Here is a 6,761-nt window from a genome sequence, read left to right as displayed (position 1 = left end):
ACGCTAGCCAAGCCGTTGCTCGCGCAATTCAAAAGCTGGTTGGATAAATCAAGCGAGAGTGTCACGAAAGAAAGTTTACTGGGAGCGGCTATTACGTATAGCCTGAATCAGTGGCCCAAGCTTGTCCGCTATCTGGATGATGGCTGTCTGAATATCGACAACAATCGTGCGGAGCGCGCCATCAAACCGTTCGTGATTGGTCGCAAGGCGTGGTTGTTCGCCAATACCAAGACGGGAGCACAAGCCAGTGCGGCACTGTACAGCCTGGTCGAGACCTCAAAAATCAACGGACTGGAGCCGTATGATTACCTATGCCGCTTATTAACCGAGCTACCCAAAGCCAACACCCAAGAGAAACTACAGCAACTCCTGCCTTACTGATCACCCGCCACACCGCAAGGTGTGGTTGGCGTTACGCTTACGTTCTGTTTGTTTCATTTGAAGTTTTTCTTATATTAAAAGAATTGCCAACATCATATCACCACATTTTGAAATGTCTTTGATTTATGCCTTACTTTTCATTGGGTAATCATAGATAAAGAATAAACAATGACAGCTTGGAACAAAGGTCGCGGGATCGGAAACGAAGGCATTTGAACAGGAAGATATTTGGCGTATTCGAATTAGCGTAGAACTCAAGAATAGACAGTGAAAACTGCCTTTATTTAATCTCACGATAGATTGTAAACCTGCGATTGTACGACTGACTCAACCTCAAGGTTAATAATGTGAGCAGAGGCGGTATATATTGCTCAATATGATAGTGCCCCTTAAGGCATTCGGGCTGCAATAAAAACGAAGACAAACTTTTAATCTTAATAATCAGCACCATAAGTCAATTATGTTCAGTTTATACAAAAAGATTGTCTTCGTTGAATTCAAATAGTCTTCGTTCGAATTTCATCTTTACAACTTGTGTAGTGACAATAGTGTTTGCCCGTAAGAGCAAAATGAGACAATAAAGTTTGCCCGTAAGTGTAATAGCATAAAAAGTTTGAGCACTTTCAAAATCACTTCGGGACATTTCTGGGTTAGACTTTTAGTTTGAACTACTGAGTTTCATATAGGTAAAGCCCTGCTAAGGTGTGAGCAAAGCAATACCGACGCAGCTCAACCACCTTCGACTGTACTGGTCAACCCAAACTGGACACTTTTAGTTGAGAATTTTCAAACTCTACAGGTGACAGAGCGTCATTAGCAGAATGAAGCCGCTCCAAGTTGTAATATTTCATGTAAGCCGTCACATCTTGCTTCATAAACTCCCTTGTTGGTTGATTAACTTTAAAAATCCAATCGTGTTTCAAGCTACCAAAGAAACGCTCAACAACGGCATTATCCCAACACGCACCCACATCACCCATGCTGGCTCGGATACCATAGCTCGATAGCAGCCTACCGAATTGCTTACTGGTATATTGCGAGCCTCGGTCACTGTGAAATACCAACCCTCTGGCCGGTTGGCGCAGGTTGTAGGTTTTTATTAATGCCTTGGATATCAAATCTGTGGTCATGCGTTGGTCTATGTGCCATCCCACAATCCGGCGTGAATATAAATCCATCACCACAGCTAAGTACATCCAGTCTTCACCCGTCTTTAAATAGGTCACGTCACTCGCCCAGACCTGATTAGCCGATACTGGATTAAAGTTCATGTTTAACAGGTTATCAGCCACTGCATCTGAGTGTTTTCGCTGTGTCGTCACCTTGTAAGCACATCGCTGGGTTACTTTGAGTCGAAGGCGGTGCATAATTTTACGAACGAGATAGCGACCAATCTGGTAGCCTTCCTTGCGCAATTTTTTCACCATTTCACGATTCCCTAAGCTGCCTCGACTTTGCTTAAATAGCTGTCTAAAAGGCGATAAAGCTTCAGTGTTTCAAGGCTTATCACGTTTGCAGGGCGTTTATGCCAATCGTAATAGCCTGATTTACTGACACTCATTACTCGACATAACAGTGCTACGGGAAACAGGTTGGATTGCCGTTTGATGAAACGAAATTTTACTTCATTTCTTTCGCAAAGAAGGCGCTGGCCTCGGTGTGCCCCTTGGGTATTTTTAGAGTTTCTCCATTCGTAATTCTTTGTTTTCTTTACGTAATCGTTTTAGCTCATCACGCTCAGACTCTTCTAAGGTGACACCTTGTTGCAGGGCTTGGTGTTTTTCCTTCCAGTTGTAAAGCAGGCTCGTGCTAACTCCAAGCGACTTTGCCGCATCGGCAACGCTATAACCTTGCTCTAGCACCATCAAGACAGCTTCATCTTTAAATGCCTGGGGATAACTCTTATGTGATTTCTTCAGACTCATATAGACCTCTTAATTTATTGACCATACTGTCTCAAAATTAAGTGTCCGATGGGATTAGACCAGAACAGTCACACTGCAGTGGCCTCATAGTAGATGTTATGGATTCAAAGGATAACCACTTGTAATTAATCCTCGAAAGTATTCATGATGTTATTTTTAACATCTATAAAATGGCTCAGTAAATCGTCTACGGAGCTCTAACTTTGTAATATCCTTTAATTGATTAATAAGTCCCAACTTTCTATCTGAAGTCAAATCCTGAATTGCTATTCGCTTTTGTTTGTCTGAAAAGCATTCAGATGATGTAACATACTTCAATAATAGTTCATTATTAAATTCACATTTATTCAATAATGGGAAATACTCAGCTGCATATATTATAGTTTTGTTAGCTATACAGGAGTTGTACTGACAGTTTGAACAATTACTTATTTTATTTTTATAAATACTAATTTTAATAGATTTTTTATTCTCCCAACCAACAAAAAAAGTATATAACTCCGAGATTTTCATCACTTCAAAATAACTGTAATGCTGTTCCTCTTTTATAGTATCAAATACATGCTGAAGAATATGGGGTTGCCTTAATAAATCATGACTCATGACCTTATACCCATAAGCTTTTTCAGGAAAAAGACCAACCCTATATGACAAATGTTGATACATTGAGATAGCCATGCATGGTGCGAAATGTTCTCTTTTAAATTGAGTGGATTTTCGCTGTTTTTTGCAATAACTTCCTCTTTGGGGAGTTGATTTAATTTTATGTATTTTAGCTAAAACTTTTAAGCATCTCGAATAAGTAGTTGCGTTTATTTGAACCAAAACCTCATTATGGCTCTTGCACTCAGCCTCCTTTAACCAGCTATTTTTAAAATAAAAAAAACCTAACTTTTTAAGTTGTTCAGAAATACAAAATTGACAATATCTTATGGGAAAATCACCTCTTCTAGATGAAATTTGAGGTTCATCGGTAAAAAAATATCTCAGCTCAGAAGCTCCCATTTGTGATAGTGTGAACATATCGCGTTCATTACTAAAAAAACTAATTTTTTTAAGTAGTTCATAAAACAGGCTATCTTGCACAGGTTGATAGAATTGTAATGTGCTTTTTAAAATTGAAGGAGAACAATCCCAAAGTCCTTTTATGGTGATTATATTTGTAAAATTTGAAACGCCATTTACAATATGAGTTCTGAAAATCAAACTGTAAATAGATTCATCTTTTTGAATTGTAAGCAATTACCCCCCACTTATATATACGCGTATACAATCAAACGTACACACTCTGCCCTTGCCCTGGATACTTCTCATAAATATGCATATAAATATCCGAACAGGTTTTAGGCCACAATTCATCATCAAAACTGTCAGGTAACACATCCAGTTTATCTTCAATAAAGTTTCGAACCCTAGCCTTTGTGCGCTGTTTTTTCCGCCAATCAATGACTAAAATTTCTTTCATATTATTAACCAACTCTTTAGCGATTTGCTTTACCTCATTTCTCTCCTTTTCATTGAGAGGTACAACCATACTCATCAAATCAAATACGGCCAACTCTTCTTCACTTAGACCTTCTCGCACAGTCCGTTTATCTTCATGATCAAGATCTTGGATGTAATTTTTAAGCTCATTAAAGAACTCTTCAGCACTATATGCACCTAAATTATATTGCTCGATTAACTCGAGAAACTTTTGGTGTAAATCTTGTCTGGACTTATTTTTTAGCATCATCACTTGGAGCTTACGCTCAATGATATTTTTCAGACGTTCTGCATCTGATTGTTGTGGCTTCTTAATCTTATCAACCATCTCAGCCAAGGCATCAAAATCTATACCCGCGATATTAATAGGCTCCGGTAAATTACTTTTGATCTGAATAGTTGTTATAGCATCATCAAGCAATTCATTTACTTGATGCCTAACGACATCTAGGACATCTTCATCATCAATTGTCAGGCCAGATTTAAGTCTCATTTGAGCATAAATAATATTGATAGCAATTCTATGAGGTACAAAAGCGTTCGCATTGTCATCTGGTAGTATGGCTTTAAAAATTCTGTTTATTTGCCTTAAAAAAGTCGTAAATTCATCTTTAATATCAGGGTTAAGCAGTATTTCACTCGCATCATCTAACATCTGTAGCTTAGTAAAACCCTCCGCTGGCGCAGAAATTATCGACTCGATGTCTATATCCTGTTTGCTCAAAAAAGCTTTTAGCTCTCCAATAGCAACTGCTAATGCATGTACAAGCTCACTCTTATCTTTTGCAGGGCTATCAATATGATAACCTGCTCCAGGCTCAGAAACTTGTCCTCCGCCATACAAACCTAAGGCTAGCTGAAGGGCACTAAAGATATTGATATAATCTACAATTTGCCCAGCACTTTTACCCGGATAAACTCGGTTTGCTCGAGCTATTGTTTGCATTAGTGTATGACTTTTTAATGGTTTATCTAAATAAAGTGTTGATACTGCAGGCGCATCAAACCCTGTAAGCCACATAGCACAAACGAACACAATTCGAAGATTATCTTCCGGATCTTTAAACTTTTCATCTAGCTTTTCATTCAAATAACGTTCTCGATGAAAACGATAATCTAAGCCTTTTTTAGATAGTCTCGCTTCATCATTTTGACCACCAGACACAACAACAGCCATGTCTATCGTTTCCATGTGTTCAATCTGAAAATGAAACTTAGCTAACCTGCTACCTTTGGCGTACTTAGCCTGAGTTTTTAAACTTACTAACTTATCTTTCCATACTTTCTGCACTTTATCGTACATTTTAATTGCAGTCGCTTTATCAATTGATACCACCATAGCCTTGCCTAAGCGGCCATCACTAAAGGGCGAACGATTGATATAATGTTCAACTAAGTCTTTAGCTATTGTTTCTAGTCGATCGTCACGGGTAATAACATGATAGGCCTTTGAAAACTCGCTCTCTAATCTAGCTTCTTGTTCATCCGTTAGGTCTGCTTGATCAAGAATATCAGCAATTTCACTACCTATATCATCACAATTAAGATTGACCTCTGGTACACGGTTCTCATAGTACAAAGGCAAAGTTGCACCATCATCAACGGCATCAGCAAAGTTATAAATACTGATGTAGTCACCAAAAACTTCTTGGGTTTTGGCTTCACCGGCAAGTAATGGGGTTCCAGTAAATGCCATAAATGAGGCATTCGGCATCGAGTTGCGCATATTCATTGCAAGAGTGTCGTATTGGCTACGATGTGCCTCATCTGTAATAACAATGATGTCGTTACGCTCAGAAAGAAGTGGGTAATTGCCTTTCTCATCACCTTTAAACTTTTGTATCAACGAAAATACAAATCTATGATCAGCAGCTAAATATGCTTTAAGCTCTGCGCCTGATTCGGCTTGGCAATTTTCTGTCAGAATGCCAGTTGAATTAAACGTCTTATAAATTTGGTCATCTAGATCAGTGCGGTCGGTTATCAGCACAAAAGTCCAATTACCTGTGTACTTACGAAATGCTTTTTTACAGAAGAAGACCATGGAAAAGCTTTTGCCACTTCCCTGGGTATGCCAAAAAACGCCCAGTTGTCCTGCACGCTCTTTAACATTACTCAATCCTTCCAATGCTTGGTTTACGCCCAGATATTGGTGATACTTTGCAACAATCTTAATCGTCTGTTTCTGCTTAACAAACAAGGTATAATTTTCGATTATATCGAGTAAACGGTTTTGTTCGCACACACCTCGAATAACCACTTCTAAGCTAACTCGTCGAGCCTCTTTTTCACTGGCAATTTTCTTCCATTCAGCAAAATGTTCCCACTGACTCGATATTGTACCAACACGAGATTGAACGCCATTAGATAGAATAATAACCTGATTAAAATGAAATAAGCTTGGGATAGTGGTTCGATAATCAGTCAGGTTATCTTTATAGGCATTGAGGAGGTTTTTATGGCTGGCTTTAAGCTCAATAAACACTAGTGGTAAACCATTTATAAAACCTACTAAATCAGGTCTTCTCGTTTCAATTTCACCAGATATACTCATTTGACTACAAAGTAAAAAATCATTGTCCGCAGGTTCATCCCAGTTGATAAACCGAACAACATAATCTTCCTCATCTTCAAGATCACTACAATATACATAGCCATCTTTTAAAAGCTCATATACTTGCTCATTTGCTGCGATATCACTCATTGAGCCAGGGCGGGATCATACTTTGTTAACAGTAGGGAACTTCTTCCTATCTGCATGATCTGATCGGGCATGTTATTCTACTGAGCCTAATCCATGTCCTTATTTGAACACTTGAAACTCATCGAAGACCCTCGCTCTCACATCAACCTAGACCATGATTTAGTTGATATTATTTTTCTTGTTTTAGCCGCAATCGCTTCAGGTTGTGATGGCTGGCAAGCTATTGAAGAATTCGGCCAAGAGAATCTATCAAGAGAATCTATCTT

Annotated in this window: 4 protein-coding genes and 1 pseudogene; 2 read left to right on the top strand and 3 right to left on the bottom strand. The window is 38.7% G+C overall.

What is annotated here, in order from left to right; translation table 11 throughout:
• The coding region (locus L5M49_RS24580; RefSeq protein ID WP_263266969.1) for an IS66 family transposase at positions 1-381 on the top strand (381 nt) is incomplete at its 5' end.
• A gap of 752 nt (positions 382-1,133) precedes the next feature.
• Here L5M49_RS24580 and L5M49_RS24575 read toward each other — a convergent pair.
• The 3 genes and pseudogenes from L5M49_RS24575 to L5M49_RS24565 form a co-directional block, all read right to left on the bottom strand.
• A pseudogene (locus L5M49_RS24575) lies at positions 1,134-2,306 on the bottom strand (IS3 family transposase).
• Between the two features lie 156 nt (positions 2,307-2,462).
• Entirely contained in the window at positions 2,463-3,548 is a 1,086-nt protein-coding gene (locus tag L5M49_RS24570; protein ID WP_263177641.1) for a hypothetical protein, read from the bottom strand.
• A 31-nt stretch (positions 3,549-3,579) separates the two neighbouring features.
• The gene (locus tag L5M49_RS24565; protein WP_263266968.1) at positions 3,580-6,495 is read right to left on the bottom strand and encodes a type I restriction endonuclease subunit R; all 2,916 of its coding nucleotides are present in this window, start codon (positions 6,493-6,495) and stop codon (positions 3,580-3,582) included.
• A 93-nt stretch (positions 6,496-6,588) separates the two neighbouring features.
• Between L5M49_RS24565 and L5M49_RS24560 the strand changes: the two genes are divergently transcribed.
• Positions 6,589-6,761 (top strand): transposase family protein (locus L5M49_RS24560; RefSeq protein WP_263266970.1); only part of this gene is annotated, 173 nt, incomplete at its 3' end.

Origin of the sequence: Shewanella sp. SM74 (assembly GCF_025653725.1) — a bacterium.
GTDB classification, from domain to species: Bacteria; Pseudomonadota; Gammaproteobacteria; order Enterobacterales; family Shewanellaceae; genus Shewanella; species Shewanella oncorhynchi.
The sequence above is the reverse complement of the archived record's forward strand: the minus strand, read 5'-3'. Positions and strand labels throughout refer to the sequence as shown.